Annotated in this window: 20 protein-coding genes; 8 read left to right on the forward strand and 12 right to left on the reverse strand. The window is 67.4% G+C overall.

Features of this window, described 5'->3' with window-relative positions; all coding sequences use genetic code 11:
• Positions 1-2: 2 nt before the first annotated feature.
• Positions 3-1,130, reverse strand: a complete 1,128-nt coding sequence (locus tag ABS767_RS16805; protein WP_408080458.1) for a zinc-binding dehydrogenase — start codon at positions 1,128-1,130, stop codon at positions 3-5.
• Positions 1,131-1,259: 129 nt separating this feature from the next.
• Here ABS767_RS16805 and ABS767_RS16810 point away from each other — a divergent pair, with 129 nt between their 5' ends.
• Positions 1,260-1,670, forward strand: coding sequence for an acyl-CoA thioesterase (locus ABS767_RS16810; RefSeq protein WP_408080460.1), 411 nt, complete (start codon positions 1,260-1,262; stop codon positions 1,668-1,670).
• Positions 1,671-1,673: 3 nt separating this feature from the next.
• Here ABS767_RS16810 and ABS767_RS16815 read toward each other — a convergent pair whose 3' ends face one another.
• From ABS767_RS16815 to ABS767_RS16850, 8 genes are read right to left on the reverse strand one after another with little or no spacing between them, the layout of a single operon-like run.
• Positions 1,674-2,321, reverse strand: a complete 648-nt coding sequence (locus ABS767_RS16815; RefSeq protein ID WP_408080462.1) for a hypothetical protein — start codon at positions 2,319-2,321, stop codon at positions 1,674-1,676.
• An 11-nt stretch (positions 2,322-2,332) separates the two neighbouring features.
• Positions 2,333-2,812, reverse strand: coding sequence for a methyltransferase family protein (locus ABS767_RS16820; RefSeq protein WP_408080464.1), 480 nt, complete (start codon positions 2,810-2,812; stop codon positions 2,333-2,335).
• A 10-nt stretch (positions 2,813-2,822) separates the two neighbouring features.
• The gene (locus ABS767_RS16825) at positions 2,823-3,692 is read right to left on the reverse strand and encodes an RDD family protein (RefSeq protein WP_408080466.1); all 870 of its coding nucleotides are present in this window, start codon (positions 3,690-3,692) and stop codon (positions 2,823-2,825) included.
• Positions 3,685-4,686: a stage II sporulation protein M gene (locus ABS767_RS16830; RefSeq protein ID WP_408080468.1), complete on the reverse strand. Its 1,002-nt coding sequence runs from the start codon at positions 4,684-4,686 to the stop codon at positions 3,685-3,687. Before ABS767_RS16830 ends, ABS767_RS16825 begins: the two co-directional genes overlap by 8 nt.
• Positions 4,683-5,927 (reverse strand): DUF58 domain-containing protein, encoded by a 1,245-nt coding sequence (locus tag ABS767_RS16835; protein ID WP_408080470.1) that lies wholly within the window; start codon positions 5,925-5,927, stop codon positions 4,683-4,685. Before ABS767_RS16835 ends, ABS767_RS16830 begins: the two co-directional genes overlap by 4 nt.
• Entirely contained in the window at positions 5,924-6,880 is a 957-nt protein-coding gene (locus tag ABS767_RS16840) for an AAA family ATPase (protein ID WP_408080472.1), read from the reverse strand. The genes ABS767_RS16835 and ABS767_RS16840 overlap by 4 nt, the downstream gene beginning before the upstream one ends.
• On the reverse strand, positions 6,877-8,073 hold the full coding sequence (locus tag ABS767_RS16845; protein WP_408080474.1) for a hypothetical protein: 1,197 nt from the start codon (positions 8,071-8,073) through the stop codon (positions 6,877-6,879). Before ABS767_RS16845 ends, ABS767_RS16840 begins: the two co-directional genes overlap by 4 nt.
• 7 nt (positions 8,074-8,080) lie before the next feature.
• Positions 8,081-8,746, reverse strand: a complete 666-nt coding sequence (locus ABS767_RS16850; protein ID WP_408080476.1) for a hypothetical protein — start codon at positions 8,744-8,746, stop codon at positions 8,081-8,083.
• Positions 8,747-8,879: 133 nt separating this feature from the next.
• On the opposite strand from ABS767_RS16850, the gene ABS767_RS16855 reads away from it, so the two are divergent.
• The 4 genes from ABS767_RS16855 to ABS767_RS16870 all read left to right on the forward strand — a co-directional run bounded on the left by ABS767_RS16855 (position 8,880) and on the right by ABS767_RS16870 (position 12,646).
• On the forward strand, positions 8,880-10,304 hold the full coding sequence (locus tag ABS767_RS16855; protein ID WP_408080478.1) for an amidohydrolase: 1,425 nt from the start codon (positions 8,880-8,882) through the stop codon (positions 10,302-10,304).
• Positions 10,301-11,602 (forward strand): amidohydrolase family protein, encoded by a 1,302-nt coding sequence (locus tag ABS767_RS16860; protein ID WP_408080480.1) that lies wholly within the window; start codon positions 10,301-10,303, stop codon positions 11,600-11,602. Before ABS767_RS16855 ends, ABS767_RS16860 begins: the two co-directional genes overlap by 4 nt.
• An 86-nt stretch (positions 11,603-11,688) precedes the next feature.
• Positions 11,689-12,261, forward strand: a complete 573-nt coding sequence (locus tag ABS767_RS16865) for a TetR/AcrR family transcriptional regulator (protein ID WP_408080757.1) — start codon at positions 11,689-11,691, stop codon at positions 12,259-12,261.
• Positions 12,262-12,295: 34 nt separating this feature from the next.
• Positions 12,296-12,646, forward strand: a complete 351-nt coding sequence (locus ABS767_RS16870; protein WP_408080482.1) for a hypothetical protein — start codon at positions 12,296-12,298, stop codon at positions 12,644-12,646.
• A gap of 54 nt (positions 12,647-12,700) precedes the next feature.
• On the opposite strand, the gene ABS767_RS16875 is transcribed toward ABS767_RS16870, so the two are convergent.
• A complete protein-coding gene (locus tag ABS767_RS16875) occupies positions 12,701-15,187 on the reverse strand; it encodes a PhoX family protein (protein ID WP_408080484.1) in 2,487 nt (828 codons plus the stop codon).
• A gap of 164 nt (positions 15,188-15,351) precedes the next feature.
• Here ABS767_RS16875 and ABS767_RS16880 point away from each other — a divergent pair, with 164 nt between their 5' ends.
• From ABS767_RS16880 to ABS767_RS16890, 3 genes are read left to right on the forward strand one after another with little or no spacing between them, the layout of a single operon-like run.
• Positions 15,352-15,864: a hypothetical protein gene (locus tag ABS767_RS16880; protein ID WP_408080486.1), complete on the forward strand. Its 513-nt coding sequence runs from the start codon at positions 15,352-15,354 to the stop codon at positions 15,862-15,864.
• Positions 15,861-16,328 (forward strand): hypothetical protein, encoded by a 468-nt coding sequence (locus ABS767_RS16885; protein ID WP_408080488.1) that lies wholly within the window; start codon positions 15,861-15,863, stop codon positions 16,326-16,328. The genes ABS767_RS16880 and ABS767_RS16885 overlap by 4 nt, the downstream gene beginning before the upstream one ends.
• Positions 16,319-16,744 carry a hypothetical protein gene (locus tag ABS767_RS16890; protein WP_408080490.1) on the forward strand — a complete coding sequence of 142 codons (426 nt, stop codon included), beginning with the start codon at positions 16,319-16,321 and terminating at the stop codon, positions 16,742-16,744. The genes ABS767_RS16885 and ABS767_RS16890 overlap by 10 nt, the downstream gene beginning before the upstream one ends.
• A 9-nt stretch (positions 16,745-16,753) precedes the next feature.
• Here ABS767_RS16890 and ABS767_RS16895 read toward each other — a convergent pair whose 3' ends face one another.
• Positions 16,754-17,938, reverse strand: a complete 1,185-nt coding sequence (locus ABS767_RS16895; protein WP_408080492.1) for a hypothetical protein — start codon at positions 17,936-17,938, stop codon at positions 16,754-16,756.
• A 104-nt stretch (positions 17,939-18,042) separates the two neighbouring features.
• Positions 18,043-20,079: a type II secretion system secretin GspD gene (gspD, locus tag ABS767_RS16900; RefSeq protein ID WP_408080494.1), complete on the reverse strand. Its 2,037-nt coding sequence runs from the start codon at positions 20,077-20,079 to the stop codon at positions 18,043-18,045.
• Positions 20,080-20,092: the final 13 nt, after the last annotated feature.

Below are 20,092 nucleotides of genomic sequence, written 5' to 3' on the forward strand. Positions count from 1 at the left end.
GCTCAAAGTTGCGGCAGGATCAGATATTTCTCGCCCGTCGCACGACGATTGTAGGCGGCGATCGTGTCCGGCTGGACCGCGTCTTCCAGGCTGATGCGGTTGCTGTAGCTGCTGGCGAAGGTCGTGCGGATTTCAGCCGCGACCTTGGCGCGCATCCGCATCGCTTCCTCCATCCCGGCTTCCGTCAGGTACGGCGTAAGCAGCCAGCCGCCGACGCCCCATTTCATCCCGAAGCCGCGGCTGATCTCGGTCGGCGCGGTGCTGAGCCCGCCATAAATATAGACCTGCTTCATCGTCGATGAACCATAGGGGCCGTTGGCCGGATTGGTGCGGACCGCGGCGGCCTCCATTGCGGTGAGGATCTGACCCGCCAGCTTGCCGCCGCCGATCGCGTCGAAGGCGAGAAACGCCTGCGTTTCGGCGATGGCGTCGGTCAGATGCGCCATGAAGTCCGGCGCGCTGCTGTCGACGACATGGGTGGCGCCGAGATCGCGGAGCAGCAGCGCTTGGGCCTGGCTGCGCACGATGTTGACCAGCGGCACGCCTTCCGACAGCGTCAGCTTGACCAGCATCTGGCCGAGGTTCGACGCGGCGGCGGTGTGGACGAGGCCCCGATAGCCCTCGCGCCGCATCGTCCCGACCATGCCGAGCGCGGTCATCGGGTTGACGAAGGACGAAGCGGCTTCCTCTGGCGTGATGCCATCGGGCAGGACCAGGCAATCGCGTGCGCGCAGCAGGCGATACTGGGTGTAGAAGCCGCCGCCCGCCGCTGCGACGGTCTTGCCGATCAGCGCCTGTGCGGCGGGATCGTCCCCGGCGGCAACCACGGTACCGGCGCCCTCATTGCCGATCGGCAGTGGCTTGCCCGCGCGCACCGCGACATGACGACGCAGCCCCTCGGGAATCTCCGCGCGTGCGCCATAGCCGAGCGCGGTAAACGCGTTCGAATCGGCGACACTCAACATCACCGCGAGGTCGGACGGGTTGATCGGCGTAGCTTCGACCCGGATCAGAACCTCGTCGCCATTCGGAGCGGGCACGGGGACATCGCGCAGTGCGAGCTCGAGACCGCCATCCTCGGTTACGGTCGAGAACATCTGCTTCCCCTGGGCGGGGATCGGGTTGGTCATGGCATCCTCCTGCTTGTCGTTGCCGCATGCCATACCGTGAATTCGAAACGGCAATCAATGGCATCGATCGAGCGGCGGTGCGATGATTGGGCGCTCGCATTGGCGCGCACTTTACGTTAAGGTGAGGTCATGACCCGTGCAGCCACTCCGTTCGACGTGCCGATCCCCGTAGATCCTGCAGACATCGATTTCATGGGGCACGTCAACAACGCCAGCTATCTCAAATGGGTGCAGGAAGCGGTGCTGAGCCACTGGCAGAAGCTGGCGCCGGCCGAAGAGGTCGCGAACCATCTGTGGGTCGCGCTCAAGCACGAGATCACCTATCGCAAGCCGGCGTTCCTGAACGACGAGGTCGTCGCGACGGTGCTGCTGGAAAAGGTGCAGGGCGTTCGGGCATTCTACGAAACGATCATCCGGCGCGGCGACGAGGTGCTGGCCGAGGTGAAATCGAGCTGGTGCTGCATCGATGCCGAAACGCTGCGCCCGGCACGGATCGCCGAGCATATCGTGGAGCATTTCTTCGGGAAGCGCGAGGGCTGAACCTCAATCGCGCGTGATACCGACCTGCGCGGCTTCCTCGCGCATCTCGGCAAGCGCCTTCAGCACCTTGGGCCGGGCCGATGCGGCCTTCATCCACCGCGGAAGCCGCGCCATCATCGTCAGTGCGCGTCTGGCCGGTCGCTCCCGCAGATCGGCACCCAGCCATGTTTCCAGCGCGTCGAGATGATCGAGGTTATAGACCCATAGCGTGTAGTTGCCGATCGAACGGCGGAGATAGGGACCGCGACGGAACGGGAGGCCCGAACGGCTCCATCCCAACGTCGAGCGCCCGGCATAACCGGGATAGGCTCCACGATAGCCGCAGGTCGGACATTTGACTTGGGCCATCGGTGGCGCGTCGGCGCCGTTCGGTCGGAGCGCCCGCCCGTGGTCGGGGATCGGCCCCTTGCACTTGGCGCAGACGGGCGAGCCTTTGGCGAGCGTGAGCATCTGGCCTTTGCGGACGCGCTGCTCCTTCGCACCATAGGCATAGCTGCATTTGATGCAGGTGACACGAGAACCCGTATCGCGCGCTGGCCCTCCGCAGCGGGGGCAGTCGACCCAGTTCACCCCGCCCCAGTCGTTCAGATACTGGAACAGACGCTTTCCCGGATCACGGGCGCGATGGGGTCGGGGCGGGACGTCGGCCACAGCGGACGCGCTCAAAGCCAGCGCGGGACGCTGTGCAGATAGTTGATGTACGGCACGCCGAACTTTTCGGCCATGTAGCGCTCCTCGCGCACGATGACGCCGTAGTGGATCGTCAGGACCAGCGGGAGCAGCAGCCACAGCACCACCGGCGCATTCGCCGCAACAGCAAGGCCGAGATAGACGAGCAACATGCCGAGATACATCGGGTTGCGGCTGAACCGGTAGATGCCCTGTGCGACGAAGGCTGTGGCGGGCTGCCAGGGCGGAGCGGGGGTTCCGGCGGCGCGAAACCGCCCCAGCGCGGCGACGATGCTGCCGATTCCCGTCAGCAGGAACAACGCCACCACCGTCCAGCGTAGCGTGTTCGGCATGTCGAGGCCCTGCGTCCGCACCACCAGGAACTCGAGCGCGAGGCCCGCGAGCAGGAAGCCGAGGAAGATCAATGGAGGCGGGGCAATGACGCCGGGCACGTCGCGGGTGGGTTCAGTCATGGATCGCCTCTTAATCCGCGGAGTCGAACTTGTCGCGCTTGCGCTTGCCGAACAGCAACCGGCGTTCGAGATGTAGGCGCGCGGCGGCGTAATAGGCTTCAAGATACGCGCGATCCTCCGCGCGATTGCCGCCCCCGTCATGGCGCCCGATCTTGCGTCGGATGACGCCCGCGATGGTGGTGATCGTATCCGGATCGTCGCGGTGAAGCGCATCGGCGAGCCGCTGGATTTCGAACTGGCCATAGGCGGCGAGCTCGTCGGGCGTGAAGGCGTAGCGATCGAGCTGCTCAGGCGCGGTGTCGGCCAGCAGGTCCGGCGCGATAACGGGGCGCTCGTTCTCGACGACCCAGGTTCCGGCGAGCAGGTCGCCCGCGCGCAGGCGATCGCGGTTGAACAGCGGCATGAGCATGAAGATCGCGGTCCAGCCGAAGCCGAACAGCGTCAGCCAGCGGTTGCTGAACCCCTCGAACCGCGCGCTGATCAGGAACATCAGGGGCAGGAACACCTCCACCTCGCGCATCAGATTGCGCGCGAGGATCGCGCCGCCGGTGAGCCGCCCGCCATCGCGCGCCACGACGCGCAGCTTGAGGATTCGCTTGCCAAGCGTCGCGGCGCGCGTGCCGCTTTCGAACAGGGTGAAATAGAAGTTGCGCAGCAGGAAGAAGCCGAGCAGCCAGATCATCGCGCCGGCGCTGTTGGTAAGCGAGCTGGTGAGCAGCCAGATGGCAAGGAAGGTGAGCGCGATCAGCGTGGCGAGCATGATCGCGGCGTCGATGGTGAAGGCGCCTGCACGCGCCGCCGCGCTGCCCAACCGCAGGCGCAGCACCGCGCCCTCGGGCGTCACCAGTTCGCGCTCTCGCCGGGATGGCCGATCAACCATTGCGACGCCGTCCGATGAGGGTGAAATAGCACACCCACAGCGCAAACATCGACGCCGCGATCGCGAAGCGGGCGGTGTCGTCGGTGATGAGCTGCCGCGCAAATCCTTCGAGCAGTCCAGCAGCGAGCAGCATGATGACGACCCCGATCATCACCAACGCCCCGCGTCGACCGGCTTCCCCCGCTGCGGTGAGGCGGCTGCGCGCGCCGGGAAAGGCGACCGCGCGTCCGATATGCAGCCCGGCGGCCCCGGCGAGGACGATCGCGAAGAGCTCGGTCGAACCGTGGATCAGCAGCCACCCGGTGAAGCCGAAGCCCAGCCCCTTGGGAATGAACGCGGCATAGAAGGCACCGAGCAGGATGCCGTTGCTGGCGATAAGCAGGAAGGTGGGGATGCCGAACGCGAAGCCGAGCGCGAAAGCCATGATCGAAATCTGGCTGTTATGGGTGAACAGCATCGTCGCGAAGACTTCGAGCCCGCCGCGTTCGGGCGCGCCGTAGATCGACTGGCGCAGCGTTTCGGCGCTGGCGTTCATGTCGCGGCCGTTGGCGAGTTCGGACGGGACGATCGCCCCGAACCAGGCGGGATCGGACAGGACGAGCAGATAGCCGGCAAGCCCGCTGCCGAGGAACAGGGCGGCGATCAGCAGCGTCTCGCCCCAGATCCCGCGTATTGCCGCCGGCCAGCCCTGTGCGAAGAAGCTGCCGATCTGCCGCCAGAAGGAGTCGCGGCAGCCATAGAGGATGAAATAGGCGCGGGTCGACAGGCTCTCGAGATAGGTGATCATTGATCCGTCGAGCGACGTGTCGCGCGCGATCGAGAGCGCCGAGAGCGTCGAGCGATAGAGGCGCGGGAGTTCGACCAGATCCTCATTGGTCAGGCGGCGGGCCGACTTCTTCTCGACCAGGTCGAGCAGCGTTTCGAGCCGTTTCCAATCGCTCTCGCGCTCGCTGCGGAACTGGCTGACGCCGAAGGCGGGGGTGGAGGCGGTCATGGGCGTTCGCGGTCCCGGACATAGCGTTCGGCAAGGGCGAGCGCGAGATCGTCGGGGTTCGCCTCGAGCGCGTCGATGCCGAGTCGCTTGAGGCGTTCGATGACGATCCGCCGCTCGCGCAACAGGGCGTGGGCGACATTGGCGCGGACGATGTCGTCGGCGCTTTGCGGGCGCGATTCGACCACGCGGTCCAGCTCGACATCGTGGAACAGGACGAACAGCAGGCGATGGCGCTTGTGCATCCGCGCGGCGGCGGCGAGCATCAGTTCGGCGCTGGTCGGATCGGTGAATTCGGTGAACAGGATAACGAGGCTGCGCCGTTGCAGCCGCTGGTCGAGGCTGACGAGCGAGAGGGTATAATTGCTCTCCTGGCTGCCGTAATCGAGCTCGGCGGCGGTGCGGTGAAGCGTGGCAAAGCCGCGCGCGCCGTTGACGCTGCCGGAATCCGCGACGGGACGCCCGGCAAAGCCGAACAGGCGGACGTTGTCGCCGGACTTGAGCGCGACGAACGCGGCGAGCAGGGCGGCGGAGACGGCGCGGTCGATGCGCGGCAGGCCGTCGACCGGATCGCTCATCGCGCGTCCGCAATCGACCGCGAAGACGATGCTGTTGTCACGCTCGGTCCGGTATTCGCGGGCGAGCAGCGAGAGGTGGCGCGCGGAGGATTTCCAGTCGATCGCGCGGCGTTCCATGCCGGGCTGGAAGTCGGTGAGCGACTGGAATTCGGTGCCGTCGCCGCTTTCGGGGCGGATGCGCGCGCCGAACTGGCGGCTGCGCAGGAATTGCCGCATCCCCTGTTCGCGCACGGGGCGCAGATCGGGCAGGACGCGGATTTCGCCATCCTGCGCAACGCTGCGCTGGCGCCAGGCGAGGCCGAGCGGCCCGGCGACGCGCGCCCACAGGCGAACGACCCGCGCCGTACCGCGTCGGGCGGCGGTAAAGGCGAGCGACGTGTCGGCGGGGTCGAGCGGCGGGGTGACATCGGCCGCATAGGCAAGGCCGGGCGTCGCGCCGGTCAGCGTCACGCGGTCGCCGACCTCGGCGGTGGCGGGCACTGCCAGCGCTAGGTCGGAGCGGACGATCCGTCGGGCGAGCAGCCCGTCGAGCAGGACGAGGATCGCGATCCCCAGCGCCCAGGCCACGCCAAGCAGCCAGCCTTCGGGCCGCAGCCCGCCGAGCAGCAGCGCCAGCGGCGCCGCCGCCAGCGCGAGCGCGACCGCACGCTGGGTCGGGACGATCAACGCGGCGCCTCGACCCGATCGATGATCTGCGTGACGATATCGTCGGCGCGGCGACCGTCGATCTCGGCCGCGGGGGAGAGCATGACGCGGTGGCGCAGCAGAGGTTGAGCGAGCAGCTTGACGTCATCGGGGATGACATAGTCGCGCCCCTCCAGCGCGGCAGCAGCGCGAGAGGCTGCGGCGAGCGCGGAGGCGGCGCGGGGAGACGCGCCATGCGACAGATCGGGATGGTCACGCGTGGCGCGGATCAGGTCGACGATATAGGCGACGATCTCGTCCGCCAGCCGCACCTCCAGCACGGTGTCGCTTGCCGCCTTGAGCGCGTCGGGGCTCGCGACCTGCTCGACGCCGCTGTCCTCGGGCCGGGGAGAGCCTGTGCGGCTACCATATTGCGCGACGATGGCGCGTTCGGCCACGGCATCGGGATATTCGATCGCGAGCTTGAACAGGAAGCGGTCGAGCTGCGCCTCGGGCAGCGGATAGACGCCCTGCTGCTCGATCGGGTTCTGCGTCGCGACGACGGTGAAGCGGTCCGAGAGTTTCTCGGTCGAGCCGTCGATCGTCACCGCGCGCTCCTGCATCGCCTCGAGCAGCGCAGCCTGAGTCTTCGGCGGAGTGCGGTTGATTTCGTCTGCCAGCAGCAATTCGGTAAAGACCGGCCCGCGCCGAAGTTCGAAGCTGGAACTCTGGAAGTTGAACAGGCTGGCGCCGACGATGTCGCCGGGCATCAGGTCTGGCGTGAACTGGATGCGGCCGAAATCGAGTCCCAAGGTGCGAGCGAAGCTCTGCGCGAGCAGGGTCTTGGCGGTGCCGGGTGCGCCTTCGAGCAGGACATGGCCGCCCGAGAGAAGCGCGATGGTGAGCAGCCGGGTCGCGGCGCCCTGACCGACGACGGCCTTCGCCACCTGCGCATCGATCGCCGCACCGAGGTTGCGGACGTCGTCGAGTGTCATGCCTTAACTTCCTTTCGCCAATCGTCGAGTTTCTGTGCCGCGTGGAGCAGTTCCGCCTCGCTGGTCGCGGTGCGGACGCGCGTCGCCCATTCGGCATAGGGTGTGGTAGTTTTCAGCGCGTCGAGATGCGCGTCGAGCGCGTCGCCCTTCAGCGTGCTGGGTAGCGCGAGCCGTCGTCCCGCCCAGTCGCGAACGGCATCGGCATAGGCCGCGCCGCCCTCGTGCGTCCGCTTTGCACGCCGGGCGAGGCTGACGATATTCTCGATCAGCGCGGCCTTGCCCAGCGGGATGCCGCTCGGTTCGCGCCGGACCGGGCCAAAGCGCGACAGCGTCGCCAGCCCTGCGAGCAGCGCTGCGATTGCGAGCGCCAATGTCACCCCGGCGAAGGGCGGTTCGAACATCAGGCGCAACAGGTTACGGTCCCCGGCGCCGAACGGGAGCATGGTGTCGAAGATCACCGTACCCGGCGCGTTCGGATCAAGGCCGGCGACCAGGGCAATCGCCGCCCGTGCGTTGGCGCGATGGACCAGGCCGCGATTGTTGAGCAGGTCGGGGTCGGCAAGGATGAAGGTGTTCGTCCCCGGGACTTCGCCGAGCACGGTCGCGCCGCCGGGCGACTTGATCAGCGGGTAGATTTTCGGTCCTGACACTGTCTGGAGCGAATCCGTCGGCCGGAAATCGGGGATGGGCAGGCTGGTCACGACGATTGGCTTGCCCGGCTTTTCCCGGGCGACCTTGGCGAGGGTGAGTGCGCCCAGCATATCCTCGATCTGCGGGATCGGCAGATCGGAGATGCGTTGCTCGCGCGTTGGCCTGCGGGCCTGGGGGATTGCGACCCATTTAGGGAGAATGATGAGCACGGGCGCGGTCTCGCTCGACGCTGCCTCGAGCGCCTCGGCCAGTTCCGCGCGCGTCGTGCCGCCATGCGGGGTGAGGATGAGGAGGCCGTTTTCGGGACGCCCCCTCGGATCGCCGGACAGCGAGACCGTTCCCCCGGACATGTCGATCAGGCGGGTCAGGCCATAGAAGCCGGTGGCGAAGCGCGACGTGGGGCTGGGGATGTTGCTGCGCTGACGGTCGACCCGGTCGCCATAGGCATTGACCAGCAGGAAGCCGAGCGCGAGCATCACTCCGGCGCCGATCAGGATCAGCACCGTGCGGGTACGAAACGGGTTAGCGGTGCTCTCGCTCATCGGGCGCTCACCGTGCCAGCGCGAAGTCGGCATAATCGGCGCGCGCGCGTTCCCAGTCAGCGCGCGCGAGCGGTCGTCCGGCGAACAGGCTGCGTTCTACGTCAGCGACGATGCGACCGAAAACCGCGCGGGCGACCGTCGGCAGCCGGTCGATCCGGGAAATGTCGCGGCTGGTCAGCGACGGGCGTAGCGGGTCGCCGCGCCAGGTCTCGATATCCTCGATGCTGCGGTGGAGCAGCAGGCGCACCGCGGCGTCATAGTTCCCTTCGCCGGCGAGCCGGTCGGCCTCCACGAGCAGGGCGCGGGCTGTGGCTGCTTCGGGCGCCCAGTCGGGCGCGGCGACGGTCACGTCGCGCTTCCGGGCTAGCCGCGCGGCGAGCCAGGCACGGGCGGGCGGGAACAGCGCGAAGACGAGCGCGACGACGACGAGCGCGAGCGCGACCCACATCAGGATACGCCAGCCGCCGCCGACCCATTCGATCGAGCTGGAGAGCCATTCGAACAATTCGGTCAGCCATTTGGGGGGCGGGTTGCGCTTGAGTTCGAACCAGGGAAGATCGAACTGGATCGTCGGATCGGCTCGTATCGCCTTGTGCGCGGAATCGACCTGGGCGGGATCGCCAAAGGCGGTCGCGCCGTCGCGCGCGGCGACACTCGCGCCCTTTGCCGTCATTCCCGCATTCCCCCGCGATCACTTCATCCCCTTGGAGCAAATCGGCAAATTGCACGCAACGCTTTTCATCCCTAACGTCGGCGCAAAGCTGCGGCGGCCCCACCACGCAGCGCTTTTCAGGGAGACGCATGAATTGATCCGGATCTTTATCGGGGCTGCGGCGGCGGCGAGCCTGGCGGCGTGCACGGCAAATGCGGGGAGCGGCCCGAAGAGCGCTTCGTCCGATGCCCCCGCCCGTAAGGGGCCGGGCAAGGGCAAGGGCTATGATCACAACCCCTATCCCTCGACCTACAAGCCCTATCCGGGTGTCCCTACGCTGTTGACCAACGTCACGATCCTGGACGGGGAAGGCGGCCGGATCGAACGCGGCGCGGTGCTGTTTCGCGACGGCAAGATCGTCGAGCTCGGGCAGAGCATCGCCGCGCCGGAGGGCGCGACGGTCATCGACGGTGCGGGCAAATATGTCACGCCGGGCGTGATCGACGTGCATAGCCACCTCGGCGATTATCCCACCCCAAGCGTCCAGGCGCATTCGGACGGCAACGAAGCGACCGGGCCGGTCACTGCCGAAGTGTGGGCGGAGCACAGCGTCTGGCCGCAGGATCCGGGGTTCAGCCGTGCGCTGGCCAATGGCGGCGTGACCACGCTGCAGATCCTGCCCGGCTCGGCCAATCTGTTCGGCGGGCGCAGCGTGACGCTGAAGAACGTCTATGCGCGCACGATGCAGGGGATGAAGTTCCCCGGTGCGCCCTATGGCCTCAAGATGGCATGCGGCGAAAACCCCAAGCGCGTCTATGGCAGCAAGGGGAGGATGCCCTCGACCCGGATGGGCAACATCGCGGTCGACCGCCAGACCTGGGCACGCGCGCAGGACTATAAGAAGCGCTGGGACCGCTATGAGGAAAATGGCGGCGAGGCGCCGTCGCGTGACATGGCGATGGACACGCTGCGCGGCGTTCTGGATGGCGAGATCATCATCCACAACCACTGCTATCGCGCCGACGAGATGGCCGTGGTCCTCGATATGGCCAAGGAGTTCGGGTACAAGGTGGGGACGTTCCACCACGCGGTCGAGGCCTACAAGATCGCCGACCTGCTCAAGGAGCGCGGCACCTGCGCCGCGGTGTGGGCGGACTGGTGGGGCTTCAAGATGGAGTCGTACGACGCGATCGAGGAAAATCTGGCGATCCTGGAGCGCGAAGGCGCGTGCGGAATGATCCATTCGGACGACGCCAACGGCATCCAGCGGCTCAACCAGGAGATCGCGAAGGTGCGTGCTGCGGCGAAGCGGGCAGGATTCGTGATCCCGGAGGAAATCGCCTGGAAATGGGCGGCGATCACGCCCGCGAAGGCGCTGGGGATCGATGCCGTCACCGGCAGCCTGAAGCCCGGCAAGATGGCCGACGTGGTGCTGTGGAACGGCAACCCGTTCAGCGTCTACACCCGTCCCGAGAAGGTGTGGATCGACGGCGCCTTGCTGTACGACATGAACAACCCCAAATTACGACCAGTGTCCGATTTCGAGCTGGGCCAGCCCGGATCGGGAGATGTGAAATGAAGAAACTCCTGATGGCAGCAGCGGCGTTCGGCGCCGCACTTCCCGCCGCCGCCCAGACCGTGGCGGTGACCAATGCCAAGCTGGTGATCGGCGACGGATCGGCGCCGGTCGCGGGCGGCACCGTCGTTGTCCGTGACGGACGCGTGGTGGCCGCGGGCCAGGGCGTGGCGGTTCCGGCAGGCGTGCCGGTGATCGATGCGGAGGGCCGCTGGGTGACGCCGGGCATCTTCGCGGGATTTACCAAAATGGGTATCGTCGAGGTCGATGGTGTCAGCGAGACCGACGACAGCGCCGCGAGCGGTTCGCCGTTCAACGCCGCGATCGACGTCGCGCCGGCGGTCAATCCAAAGACCAGTGCGATCGTGCTCAATCGGGCGGAGGGCGTGACCCGGGCGGTCGTCGCCCCGGAAGCGCGCGGATCGATCTTTGCCGGGCAGGGCGCGATCATCGACCTGGGCGCCGACATGGATGCCGTGACCAAGCCGCGCGCGTTCCAGTTTATGGTCTATGGCGAGGAAGGTGCGCGCCGCGCCGGGGGCAGCCGGCCCGCGGCGATCGCGATGCTGCGCAACATCCTGTTCGAGGTGCGCGACTATTCCCGTGCGCCCGGCGGGTTCGCCGATCGCGGTAAGGACGCGCTGCTGACCCGTGCCGATGCGCAGGCGCTGGTGCCGGTGGTGACCGGGCAGGTTCCGTTGCTCGTTCACGTTGAACGCGCGTCGGACATTCTGGTGATCCTCGACCTCAAGCGCGAAGTGCCTGCGCTCAAGCTGGTGCTGGTCGGCGCCAATGAGGGCTGGATGGTGGCGCGGCAGATCGCTGCGGCGAAGGTGCCGGTGCTGGCGAGCGCACTCGCCGACCTTCCGGCATCGTTCGAACAGCTCGCCGCCACCCAGTCCAATATCGGACGGATGCAGGCGGCCGGCGTAACCGTCGGCATCGGCATGATCAACGACGACGAGGCGCGCCAGGCGCGGCTGGTTAAGCAATATGCCGGCAACCTCGTCGCGCTGACCAAGGTGCCGGGCGCGTCGGGGCTCGACTGGGGACAGGCGTTCGCGACGATCAGCTCCAAGCCGGCCGAAGCGATGGGCATGGGAGCTGAGTTCGGGTCGCTGCGGCCCGGGCGGCGCGGTGATATCGTGCTGTGGGACGGCGACCCGCTGGAGATCGGCACGGCGGCGGTACGCGTCTTCATCGATGGCGTCGAACAGCCGGTCGAAACGCGACAGGACCTGCTGCGCAAGCGCTATTTCGACCCCAAGGAAGGCGCCTTGCCCAAGGCGTACGAGCGCTGAGCAAGCGGTTCGCCCTGGGCTGCGCAAGCGGCTGTACGCCACGCCGCGCAGGCCGCCCGCGCGATCCGGCCAAATATGCCGCGATCATCGAAGCGGCGCGCCACGCCTTTTTCACGCGGGGGTTTCAGGCCGCGACGATCGAGGACATCGCGCAAGCGGCGGAGGTGTCGAAGGTCACCGTCTATAGCCGCTTCGGCGACAAGGAGACGCTGTTCGAGGAAGTGATGCGCGATCAGAGCGCACGCATGGCGATGGTGTTCGACCAGGCGGTTTCCGAAGATCGCAGCCTGGAGGAGCAGCTCAATGCCTATGGCCTGGGTCTGCTAAACTTCATGTTCAGCGAGGATCATGTCGCAATCGACCGGGTGCTGATGCACGAGATCGCACAGGTGCCGGAACTGGCGCGCCGTTTCTACGAGGCAGGGCCGGCTCTGTGCTTCGGGCGGCTCGCCGAAGTCCTGTCCGATGCGGCGGCGCGCGGACAGGTCGAGGTCGACGATCCCTATCTCGCTGCGCAGGATCTGTGCGGCCTGTGGAAGGGCGTGTCGGATATGGGGCTCAAGCTCGGGCTGGAGCCGCTGCCGGATGCGGAGACGATCCGCAAGCGGGTGGAGCGGGCGACGCGGCTGTTTCTCAGAATGATTGGATCGAAGGCGTGACGATCCGCGTTATGGCGTTGATGGAGGTGCGTAGATGCGACAGATGATTCTGGTGCTGGCGACTGCCGGCCTGTTGGCCGGGTGCGGTGGCGGACAGGCGACCAACAACGTCACGGCCAATGAAGCCGTAGAGAATGTCGTCGAGGACACGACCAATTATCAGGCCGAAGTCCTCGCGCTCAACCCGCGTGCGCGCGAAGGCGTGTTCATGCGCGCCGTGCGCGATGCGGGCCTTAGCTGCCAGTCGGTGACGGCGAGCGAGCGGGTCGACGATCGCAACGGCGATCCGACGTGGCGCGCGACGTGCGACAATCGCGACCCGCATCTGATTTCGATTACCAAGGACGGCACCGCGAACATCGTCAGCCGGACCGACGCCCAGTAAAAAAACGGGGAGGCGAGCGCTTGGCTCGCCTCCCCGTAAGTGGGGGTTTCAAGGTTAGAGGCCGACCACGCCGCCGTCATTCTTGGTGATGACGATGACTGCGGAGCGCGGGCGCGTTCCGGCGGGGGCGGTGCCGGTCGCCTGCGTCGTCGGCCAGTTGCTCTCCGGTGCCGCGGCGGTGCCGTTCTCACCCGGATGCTGGATACCGACGAACAGCGCGCGACCGTCCGGGGTCGTATCGACGCCGGTGATTTCGCAGCCGACCGGGCCGACCAGGAAACGCTTGAGCGTAGCGTCGGTCGCCGGCGTGCCGCGACGGGTGGTCTGCGTAGCGGTGGCGCCGCCCGATCCGACATTGGTGATCGTTACCGTGCCGCCATCGCCCACCGTGCCGGGCAGCGCGGCCAGCATCTGGTTGTTGGTGCGATCGGTAAAGGCGCCATCATCGGTCTGGATCCACAGCAGCGGTTTGACCTGACCGGCCGCGTTGGTCGGGCGCGAGAACCACAGGCCGTCCGGGCTGGAGAAGTCGTTCGATGCGGTCAGGCCCGAGATGTTCACGTCGCTGTTCGCATCCGCCGAGTCCGCGCCGAACAGATAGATGTCCCAGACAAAGCCGGTCGCGGCCGGGTCGCCGCCATTCTCGCGCAGGCGCAGGATATGGCCATTGGGGTTGCCGAACTGGTTCGACGCGCCCTTGGGGTCGTTGTAGTGGCGCGGATTGGCAGCATCCGTGCCGTTCAGCGGACGCGTCGAGGCGTTGTTGTTGGTGAGCGTCAGGTAGATGTCGCCAGTGACCGGGTTGGTCGCGGTCCATTCGGGGCGATCCATCCGGGTCGCCCCGACCGCGTCGCCAGCGAGGCGCGGGTGGACGAGGATATCCGCCTGATCGGCGAAGACATATTCCGCGTCCGCGCCCTGCGCCGGGCGGTTGGGGACCGATCCGAACACCAGCGGGACCCATACGCCGGTGCCGTCGGCGTTGAACTTGGCGACGTGGAGCGTACCCGCGTCGAGATATTTGTCGCCGATCGCGAGCCGGTCTGCGGCCTGCGCATCTGCCGGGTTCCACGCGGCGTTCGAAACGAACTTGTAGAAATATTCGCCTCGCGAATCGTCGCCGAGATAGACCGCGACCTTCTTGCCCGAGGTGAGATTGCCGAGCCACGCGCCTTCATGGCCGAGGCGCCCGAGCGCGGTGCGCTTCCGCGGTGCCTTGCTCTTGTCATACGGGTCGATCTCGACCACCCAGCCGAACTGGTTGGGCTCGTTGCGCCAGTCGGTGGTGGCGGTGCCGCCCGCGGTTGCGCGCGCGTCCCAGCGGCGGAAGCGGGTGTCGGTCGGGTCCGACGCCGACACGGTCGACCAGCCATAGCTGCCGGTGCTGCTGGTGACGCCGTAGCGGCGCAGGCCGGTCACTTCGCGCGGGGTGCGCAGCGCGTCGTCGCCGTTGCGGCGGAAATAGCCCGCCCAATTTTCTTCGCAGGTCAGGTTGGTGCCCCAGCCGCTATGGCCGTTGGCGCAATTGTTGATCGTGCCGCGCGCTGCGGTCGCGTCGGTCGAGAATGGGGTGCGGAGCATCGTGGCGCCGCGCACCGGGCCGTTGAGGATCATGGGCGTGTTGGGGGTGATGCGGCGGTTGAAGGTCGAGTTCTGGACATAGGTCCAGGCACGGTTCGCCCCCTCGACCACTTCGGTGACCGATACGCCATGCGCCTCGATCTCCTTGATCGCCTCCGCCTCTGGGCGGATGCCGCCGGGGCTGGTGGGACCATTGGGGTGAAGATACTGGACGTTCAGATTCTCGTGGTTCTGGACGATCAGACCGCGCGTCGAGCTCGTGTCTTCCCGCGCACCCGCAGCCGAAAGGCCGTACCAGCCGAGCGCGTCGCCGTGATCGCCGATGCGGCTGGCGAAATCGGTGTCGGTGCCGTCATTCTTGTACGACGGGGCGCCCGATGTGATCGGATCGCCGAGGCGGGTGAGCACGGTGACGCTGTAGCCCGCCGGGACGGTCACGACGTCGTTCAGATTCTTGGCGATCGAGGCGAAGCCGAGCGTGGCGGGCGAAATCACGACGCTGGTGGTGCCGACCGAGGCCTGGCCGGCATTGTCGGTTGCGCGATATTCGAAGGTGAGCGTGGTGGCGCTGGAGACGGCCGGGGCGATGAACGAAGCCGTCGCCGTGCCCGCGCCCGTCAGGGTGACCGTCGGCCCGGCGGTTTGCGTCCAGGACGAGGTGATCGTCCCCGCGTCGGTCGCATTGCCGGTGAGCGTGACGACGCGGCCCGAACTGGTCGCGTCGGAGGAGCCGACCGAAACGATGACGGGGAAGAAATCGCCATCGGCATTCGCGCTGTCGCAGCCTGCGAGAACCGCGCCGCCGAATACGGCAGCCGACGCGGCCGCCGCGCCCGAGCGCAGCGCCGAGCGGCGCGAATAGCGCCGTTCGATCATCGCGTTGAGGCTGGGGTTGACAGAGTTGTTCGTGTCGACATCGCCATCGGTATAGGCAAAGCCGTGCGCGGTCAGTTCGGTCATGTCGCTGTCCCCTTGTCCCGAGTCCCTGGTGAACACGGTTGCAAGCGGCGTCTGGCGGCTGGTGTTTACAGGTTGATGCAAGCTGCGCGACGGAGCCGTTGCGACTGGGCGGCAAATTTATGACAGCTGGGCAGGGCAGGGTGGCTTCGCTAAACGCTCCGGCCATGACGGCCCCCCGGCAAAGCCTGTTCGACTCGATCGCCCGGCGCACCGGAGCCGTGACGTGGCGGCGACCGTCGCTTCCCGCCATCGACGTTCGCTTTGCGTTTGCTCTGACGGCGCTGATCGCGCTCGGGCCACTGCTGACCATCGCCGGAGCCGGATGGTTGCGCGCCGACGCGCAGCGCGATGCGGAGGCGTTGCGCGCCCAAGGACAGGCGCGCTTCGATGCCGAGGGCGCTCAGCGAAGCGCAGCGCTGCAGTTTCGCGACGCGGTGCGCCGACCGACAGTCGCAGTGACGTTGGACCGGATCGCGCGGGTGGTGCCCGACGATGCGCGGCTCGCGGCGGTGGCGCGCGAGGCGGATGGAACGCTGCGCATCGAGATCGCCACCAGCGATCCCGACCCGTTGCGCACGGCGCTGCGTCGCGACCCGCTGTTCGCGGCGATGCGCGAGACCGGGCAACGGCGGACGGCGGATGGTCGCGTAGTCGTCGTGATGCGGACGCAGCGATGAGAATCGGGACCATCGCTGCCGGGCTTGCGGGCGGGGCGCTGTGCTGGCTGCTGCTCGTGCAGCCGATGGTCGCGGCGGTCGGCGACCTTTCGGTCGCGCGCCAAGCCCGCACAGACCTCACGGCACGGCTGGCAGCGCCGGTGGATGCCCCGCCGCCGATCGCAGCGCCAGGTGCGGCGTTGCAGGCCGGGACGCGCATCGCGGCGACGCGGGCGATGGCGGACCAGGTGCGGCGCGCGGCAGCAGGAGCGGGCGTGTTGGTCGAGGCGCTGGGCGCGACGCAGACCGGGCCGGGGTTAGCTGGCGTGCGTGCGCGCCTGTCCGGGCCGGACAAGGCGGTGATTGCCCTGGTCGACCAGATCGAGCGGGATACGCCGCTGATGCGCTTTCGCGACTGGCGTGCGACCGCGATTGCCGATGGCGGGGTGCGGATCGAGGGCGAGATGGTGGCGGCGTGGCAATAGAGCGGGCACAGGCGCGCGTCCTGATCGGCGTGGCGATCCTGGCACTCGCTGTGCCGGTTGCGGCGCTCTATCCCTATCCGTCGGCACCGCGCACGGACCAGCGCGCCGAAATCGGGACGGTGGCGCCTCCACCGCAGCCCGCAATCGGCCCCGTCTATACGCGCCCGCTGTTCGTGCCCGCCGAGGCAGATGCGCCGCCCCCCGACGCGCCTGCGCTGACCGGGGTTGCCGGGCGGCTCAATCGCGATGCGGTGGCGCTGGTGCGACTGGCGGACGGGAGCGCGCGGACGCTCAGGATCGGCGAGAGCGTCGATGGCTGGCGGCTGGAGAGCCTGGCGATCGACGCGGCGTTCTTCACGCGGGGACGCGAGCGGGTGCGCGTGGCGATGCAGGACGAGCAGCCGCCTGCCGACTGACGCTCCGGCCTATTGCTCGCAAGACTTGGCCGCTTCGGCCCGCGTTGTGCGTCCGGTGGTGATCCAGCTTTCGGGGATCACGCTCAGATTTTGCTGGGTGACCAGATATGAGCCCGGACGCTGGCGATAGATCACCAGCGTGCCGCAATAGGCGGCGATCTTGGGATAGCTTCCGGTGACCTTGACGAACGCATAGCGACCGGGATGCGACGCCCCGTCCGGATTGTTGGCCCAGCCAAGGGTCTGGAGCGTCCAGCTGCCTTTCCCGCCCGAATGCTGTTTCAGCATATTGGGGACGCTCAACCACTCGTCCTTCTCGATCTCCAGGATCGGCTCCATCATCGGCATTCCGGCGAGATAGTCGCTGCGGTCGAGCAGGGCCATGTAGCGCTGGGCAAAGGCGGTGAGGTCGGCCTGATCCTGCGCGCTCGGCTTCCAATCTGCGGGCGCGCGTTCATAGGGATCGGTGGCAGGATCGTAGCAGGTGAAGCTCTGGCGATACTGCGTCAGCGCTGCCCGACCCTGCGCATCGGTGCTGTTGAAATATTTGTACCGACCCATGCGTGCCGAGAGACGCCCGCAGCGCTGTTTCGCGAGCGCACTGATCCGATCACTGATCGAAGTGAGCTGTGTCACCGGAAACGTCTCAACGACCGCAGCATAGCCCTTGCCAGGGACGGGTTCGATCTTGATCGCGGGTAGAGTCGGCGGGGCAGGAGGCGATGGCGGGGCGGGGGGTGCGACAACCGCCTGCGCGCCCGTCGTCCCGCCACAGGCGCGAACCAGCCGGTCGATCGCCGCCTTGAGCGTGGCGGCCGCGCTGCCGGCATAAAGAAACCGGCCATTGGCGGGCAACCCGGGGCCCGCCACGACGACATATTGGTCGCCATTGGAAAGTCGGGTGGACTGGACCTTGCTCCACGCGAACTCCGTGGCATCGGTCCGTGCCGGATGGGATGTCGCGCCGATCTGATGCGAGGGGTAGCTTACCTCGAGGCGGGTGTAGCACCCCGATCCCGAGACCGAATAGGTCGCCGTCTTCCCGGGGACCGACGCGCCGGAGGCCGCATACATCGGCGCACGCACGCGCTCGAGGAGCGCCTTAATCTCACCCTGCGCGCTCGATGCGTTGTTCTGCGCCGAAGTTGCGGCGGGAAGGGCGGACGCAATCAATCCGGCAAGCAGCAAACGCATTCAGCAACCCCCCACGAAATGCCGACCGGGCACCGCCATTTCAGCCCGATCCTACCGCAGATTTCTTCCGAGGAAATCAGACATCGAGCAAGTGGGCCGTGCGATCAGTAGATTCCGTCGATCTCCAGCGTCAGGCGCGGCTGGAGCGGCTTCAGCAGTAGGTTGCTGGGCGAGTTGAGGTCGAGTTCCTCGGCACGGAGCCGCGCATATTTGGCCTTTGCGATTGCCGCTGCATCCTCGCCGTTGCGCAGGATCGTGGGCTTGAGGAAGATGAATAGCGTGCGCTTCTGGCGGCTTTCGCGACGGCTCTTGAACAGTTCGCCAAGGATCGGGATGTCGCCCAGGATCGGCACCTGGCTCTTCACCTGGCCATAGTCGTCGGATGTCAGGCCGCCGAGCACGATCGTCTGGCCGTTATCGGCGAGCACTGTGGTGGTGATCGCGCGGCGGTTGGTAATCAGGTCGGTCGCCTGAGACAGCTGCGTCGCGGCGATCGACGATGCTTCCTGCACCACCTCCAGCCGGATCGTGTCGCCGGCATTGATGCGCGGCAGCACCTTGAGCGTGATGCCGACATCCTTGCGCTCGATCGACGTATAGGGTCGCACATCGCTCGAATCGGTCAGGATCGATCCAGTGACGAACGGCACCTCCTGCGCGACGATGAATTCGCCGACCTTGTTGTCGAGCGTGGTGATCTGCGGCGTCGAGAGCAGGTTGGATTTGGACGAGGTGCCGAGTGCCTGGACTAGGATCGAGAAGTCGTTGCCGATCGCGAGATTGGCGGTCAGCCCCGGTCCGAGCGCGGCGGCGATCGGGACGTCCAGCGTGTCGAGGATTTGGCTGAGCGACGCCTGACCGATCCCGCCAAAGGAGGTGGCGGCACCTTCGATCTGGCTGAGCGCCGCACCGCTCGTGCCGAGCTGGACCGCCAGCGCCTCGGCCTCGTCGCCAGTGATTTCGGCGATGGCGGCTTCGATCAGCACCTGCGGGCGCCGCACGTCGAGATCGATGATCAGCTGTTCGATCGCTGCGATCGCGCTTGGCGTGCCGCGCACCACGACCGCGTTGATGTCGGGCGAGGGCTGGACGGTGAGTTCGGGGGTCGAAAAGCCCTGCGGCGTTTCGGTCTGTTGCTGCCCGAGTTGCGCCTGGCTGGCGGCGGCCGCCGCCGCTGCAGCAGTCTCGGCCGGGCTGGTGCCGCCCGATGCGATCAGGCCGCCGAGCACCCCAGTCGGACTGCGCGGGTTGCTGCGCGACGCCGACAGGCTGCGCGCGACAGGATTGGTGGTGCCGGGCTCCTGACCGAGAATGCCTCTGAGAACTTCTGTCACCGATTCGGCATCGGCATAGTTGAGGCGGAAGACGCGCGTCATCGGCGTCGCGCCGCCGGGGGCGTCGAGCGAGGCGGCCATGCGGCGCGCATCGGCGACGGCGCTGGGCGATCCGCGCACGATGATGGTGTTGCTGCGCGCATCCGCCGCGACGCGCGCGCCGCCCGACGCGGCATCGCCCAGCACGGTCTGGAGCGCTTGCGCCACTTCGGGCGCGCTGCCGTTGCGCAGCGTGATGGTGGCGAAGGTCAGGCCGCTGCCGGTGCCGTCGAGCGAGCGCAGGATCGCCTCCACCCGGCGAACATTGTCCGCATAGTCGGTGACGACGACGGCGTTGGGCTGCGCCAGCGGTTCGACGCTGCCGAAGCTCGCGACGAGCGGGCGGACGACGCGCGCGGCCTCGGCGCTGGGCACATTGGCGAGGCGGATCATGCGCGTCACCAGTTCCTGCCCCGACGCCGAGCGCGACGAGACGCCGCCGTCGCGCACGGCGTTGCCCGCCGGGACGATGCGCCAGGCGCGGCCCGAGCGCACCGCCGCGAAGCCGTTTGCGCGCAGCACCGACTGGAACAGCTCCCACACGCCGTTCGGCGAGAGCGGGCTTGCCGAGGTGACGGTGACGCTGCCCTTGACTGCAGGGTCGAGGATCAGCGTGCGGCCGGTGAGGCGCGAGATCTGGTCCGCAACGTCGGCAATCTCCACCCCGCGCATGTTGACGACGATGTCGGCGGCTTCGGCCTGCTGTGCGAGTACTGGCTGCGCAGTCATGCTGGCGAGCGCGAGGACGAGTGCGGTCTTGCGGATCATGTACGGCACGGTG

Origin of the sequence: Sphingomonas plantiphila (assembly GCF_046000505.1) — a bacterium.
In the GTDB taxonomy this organism is placed as follows: Bacteria; Pseudomonadota; Alphaproteobacteria; order Sphingomonadales; family Sphingomonadaceae; genus Sphingomonas; species Sphingomonas plantiphila.

What these genes read in the sequence shown, in the direction of transcription:
- ABS767_RS16875 (WP_408080484.1), bottom strand. Translation starts at nt 15,187, where the DNA reads ATGACCGAACTGACCGCGCACGGCTTTGCCTATACCGATGGCGATGTC.
- ABS767_RS16805 (WP_408080458.1), bottom strand. Translation starts at nt 1,130, where the DNA reads ATGACCAACCCGATCCCCGCCCAGGGGAAGCAGATGTTCTCGACCGTA.
- ABS767_RS16880 (WP_408080486.1), top strand. Translation starts at nt 15,352, where the DNA reads ATGACGGCCCCCCGGCAAAGCCTGTTCGACTCGATCGCCCGGCGCACC.
- gspD (WP_408080494.1), bottom strand. Translation starts at nt 20,079, where the DNA reads ATGATCCGCAAGACCGCACTCGTCCTCGCGCTCGCCAGCATGACTGCG.
- ABS767_RS16895 (WP_408080492.1), bottom strand. Translation starts at nt 17,938, where the DNA reads ATGCGTTTGCTGCTTGCCGGATTGATTGCGTCCGCCCTTCCCGCCGCA.
- ABS767_RS16850 (WP_408080476.1), bottom strand. Translation starts at nt 8,746, where the DNA reads ATGACGGCAAAGGGCGCGAGTGTCGCCGCGCGCGACGGCGCGACCGCC.
- ABS767_RS16845 (WP_408080474.1), bottom strand. Translation starts at nt 8,073, where the DNA reads ATGAGCGAGAGCACCGCTAACCCGTTTCGTACCCGCACGGTGCTGATC.
- ABS767_RS16860 (WP_408080480.1), top strand. Translation starts at nt 10,301, where the DNA reads ATGAAGAAACTCCTGATGGCAGCAGCGGCGTTCGGCGCCGCACTTCCC.
- ABS767_RS16885 (WP_408080488.1), top strand. Translation starts at nt 15,861, where the DNA reads ATGAGAATCGGGACCATCGCTGCCGGGCTTGCGGGCGGGGCGCTGTGC.
- ABS767_RS16870 (WP_408080482.1), top strand. Translation starts at nt 12,296, where the DNA reads ATGCGACAGATGATTCTGGTGCTGGCGACTGCCGGCCTGTTGGCCGGG.
- ABS767_RS16820 (WP_408080464.1), bottom strand. Translation starts at nt 2,812, where the DNA reads ATGACTGAACCCACCCGCGACGTGCCCGGCGTCATTGCCCCGCCTCCA.
- ABS767_RS16840 (WP_408080472.1), bottom strand. Translation starts at nt 6,880, where the DNA reads ATGACACTCGACGACGTCCGCAACCTCGGTGCGGCGATCGATGCGCAG.
- ABS767_RS16830 (WP_408080468.1), bottom strand. Translation starts at nt 4,686, where the DNA reads ATGACCGCCTCCACCCCCGCCTTCGGCGTCAGCCAGTTCCGCAGCGAG.
- ABS767_RS16825 (WP_408080466.1), bottom strand. Translation starts at nt 3,692, where the DNA reads ATGGTTGATCGGCCATCCCGGCGAGAGCGCGAACTGGTGACGCCCGAG.
- ABS767_RS16810 (WP_408080460.1), top strand. Translation starts at nt 1,260, where the DNA reads ATGACCCGTGCAGCCACTCCGTTCGACGTGCCGATCCCCGTAGATCCT.